Here is a 2891-nt window from a genome sequence, read left to right on the forward strand (position 1 = left end):
GCGCCCGCGCCCGGAACCGCGCCGCCCGCCGCAGCCCACCCCACGCCACGCGGGTGCAGGCGCAGCAGACCGGCCGTCGTGAGATCGTCGAGCGACCGCAGGACGGACTCGGAGTCGAGTCCCGGTGCGGCGTCGCGCAGGACGCCTTCCAGATCGCGGGTGCCGTCGAGCAACGGCACCAGAAGTTCGGCGTGTTCGCCGCGCAGAGCGGTCACGCCGAGCCGCGACACCAGATATGTGGCTTCTCCCGGTACGACGACCGGGCGCAGATGAAGCTTGAAGCCGACGCCGGTCCGGTCGCTCCCCAGCGACGGACCGGCCTGCCACCCCCCGGTGAGATTCATGCCGCGAGCCACCCGCGCACTTCTGGGTGCCGGTTCTCGGCCGGCTCGGTGCCGGGCGCTTCGGGAGCAGGGGTCTTCGGAGCGGGCGGTTCGGCGATGGTGCAGATGGAGGCCAGGGCGACGCCCAGACCCAGCGCGTCGCTCAGGTTCTCGATCACCAGACGCGGACGTTGCGTCCGGGTGCGCGGTGCGGAGTTCTGCTGTACGGGCTCGAAACGGTGCTGCATGACAAGGGTCATGAACGTATTGCCCTTTCGTGCCGATCCGGACTTGCTCTGTGGCACGTCATACTCGTGTGCGACAAAGGCCGGAAACAGTGGCCCTCTCACGGTCGGGGCGTGAAGTTCTCACAGTGAGATTCCGGCCAGCACGTGGCGTTGAATACCCCTTGTCCGGATATCGGATGACGGATGCCCGCGTTCCGTCGGCGTGGTCCGGCGACGTGCTCCGTCGGCGTCAGGGACTCGACCGTACGAGCGTGAAGACCGCGCCCTCCGGATCGGCGACCGTGGCCATCCGCCCGTGTGCGCTCGCCCGCGCGGGCTTGACGAGGCGGCCGCCGAGTTCGATGACCCGCTCCACCGACTTGTCCACGTCGGCCACTTCGAAGTGCGTCATCCAGTGCGCGCCCCGGTCCCGCGGCAGGGCCTGGCCCACGCCGTGGATCGAGGCCACGGAACGCCCTTCGACCTGGAGCGTCACATGGTCGAAGTCGGGCGTGGCGGGCGCCTCCTCCGTATATCCGAAGACCGCTTGGTAGAACTTCACGACGCCCGCGGTCTCGGGAGTCACCAGCTCGTTCCAGGCGACCGTCCCCGGCTCGCCGACCAGTGCGGCGCCCACGTGCTCCGCCGCCTGCCAGATCCCGAACACCGCTCCTGCGGGGTCCACGGCGATGGCCATCCGCCCGGCCGCCCCGGCGTCCAGCGGGCCGACGCCGATGGTGCCGCAGATGTGCCGCACGGCCTCGGCGGTCGCGTCCACGTCGTCCGACGCCAGGTACGGCGTCCAGGCGATCGGCAGATGGTGATCGGGCGGCAGCTGGCCGATCCCGGCGACCTCATGGCCGTCGAGCAGCGCCCGTACGTAGGGCCCGAGCTGCTCGGGGCCCGGCCGGAACTCCCAGCCGAACAACGCTCCGTAGAACTCCTGGGTCGCGGCCAGGCCGTGCGCCATCAGGCTCACCCAGGTGGGTGTGCCGGGCGCGCGGCGGACGGCCTCCGAGCCGTCACGCTGACCCGTCGACCCCCGTGCCTCCGTCATCGTCACTCTCTCCTCGGCCCGTCATGGTGGCCGCTCGGCTTCCGCTTGAGATCACGCGTGCCTGTCGCGCTTGTCCGCCCGTGCAGATGCTCGCACCACCGGTGGCGCCGCGCGCTCCGGCCGCGCCGCGTCCCCGCGCTCCGCTCGGAGGATGCCCGGTTTGCCGTTTCTCATCCGTTAACGCGCGGTTGCTCGGTGGTGTCTTCTGGCAGTACAGGGCGTACTTGATTCCCTACGCCGCGTGTTCGGTCGTCTCCGGCCGAGCAGGGTAGCCGGACTTGACCGACGCGGCCACCCCGTACGCAAGGATGGGGCCATGAATGCCATCATCTCCGCATCCGAACTCGCGAGCGACTCGGCGGGCGAGAACCCGCCGGTGCTCCTGGACATCCGCTGGCAGCTCAGCACCGCGAAGACGGCGGGCGCCGCCGCCTTCGACGGGCGGGCCGAGTACGAGAAGGGGCACATCCCGGGCGCCGTCTTCGTCGACCTGGACGCGGACCTCGCGGGCCGCGCGGGCCCGGAGGGCCGGCACCCGCTGCCGGACGTCGAGCACTTCGGCGCGGTGATGCGGGCCGCCGGGGTGTCCGCCGACCGGGACGTGGTCGTATACGACGGCGGCCAGGGCTGGGCCGCCGCACGCGCCTGGTGGCTGCTGCGCTGGACGGGGCATCCCTCGGTGCGCGTGCTTGACGGCGGGCTCGCCGCATGGGGCGGTCCGCTGAAGACGGGGGACGAGCGCCCGGCGGCCGGGGGTTCGTTCGCCCCCGAGCCGAACACCAAGGACCTTCTCGACGCCGACGCCGCGGCGGCCCTGGCCCGCTCCGGGCTGCTCCTGGACGCCCGCGCCGCCGAGCGCTACCGCGGCGACGTCGAGCCGATCGACCGCGTGGGCGGACACATTCCGGGGGCGGTCTCCGCGCCGACCACCGAGAACGTCACGGCGGACGGCACCTTCAGGCCGGCGGCCGACCTCGCGGACCGCTTCAACTCCCTGGGGGCGGCGGACACTTCCGAGGTCGGCGTCTACTGCGGCTCCGGTGTGTCCGGCGCCCATGAGGTGCTCGCGCTCGCGGTGGCGGGGATCCCGGCATCGCTGTACGTCGGCTCCTGGTCCCAGTGGTCGTCGGACGAGTCCCGCCCGGTGGCCACGGGACCGGACCCGCAGTAGCCGGAAGTGCATACGTCGTCGGGCCCCCCATGTGTACGTTGCGGGGCCCCACGGCGGTCAAAAAGGTTGTACAGCTGCTTGTTGCGGGCCGTGGCGAAGTAGATCAAGTCCCA

Annotated in this window: 3 protein-coding genes and 1 pseudogene; 1 reads left to right on the forward strand and 3 read right to left on the reverse strand. The window is 71.6% G+C overall.

What is annotated here, in order from left to right; translation table 11 throughout:
- The 3 genes and pseudogenes from ACQKIP_RS44245 to ACQKIP_RS44255 form a co-directional block, all read right to left on the reverse strand.
- Positions 1 to 344, reverse strand: a pseudogene (locus ACQKIP_RS44245) (TOMM precursor leader peptide-binding protein); the annotation flags it as partial.
- A complete protein-coding gene (locus tag ACQKIP_RS44250) occupies positions 341 to 571 on the reverse strand; it encodes a hypothetical protein (RefSeq protein WP_427745583.1) in 231 nt (76 codons plus the stop codon). The pseudogene ACQKIP_RS44245 and the gene ACQKIP_RS44250, both read right to left, overlap by 4 nt.
- Before the next feature lie 229 nt (positions 572 to 800).
- Positions 801 to 1607: a VOC family protein gene (locus ACQKIP_RS44255; protein WP_365858293.1), complete on the reverse strand. Its 807-nt coding sequence runs from the start codon at positions 1605 to 1607 to the stop codon at positions 801 to 803.
- Between the two features lie 316 nt (positions 1608 to 1923).
- On the opposite strand from ACQKIP_RS44255, the gene ACQKIP_RS44260 reads away from it, so the two are divergent.
- Positions 1924 to 2778, forward strand: coding sequence for a sulfurtransferase (locus tag ACQKIP_RS44260; RefSeq protein WP_365858295.1), 855 nt, complete (start codon positions 1924 to 1926; stop codon positions 2776 to 2778).
- The last annotated feature ends 113 nt before the right edge of the window (positions 2779 to 2891 follow it).

Origin of the sequence: Streptomyces sp. NPDC059900 (assembly GCF_050270335.1) — a bacterium.
GTDB lineage: Bacteria > Actinomycetota > Actinomycetes > Streptomycetales > Streptomycetaceae > Streptomyces.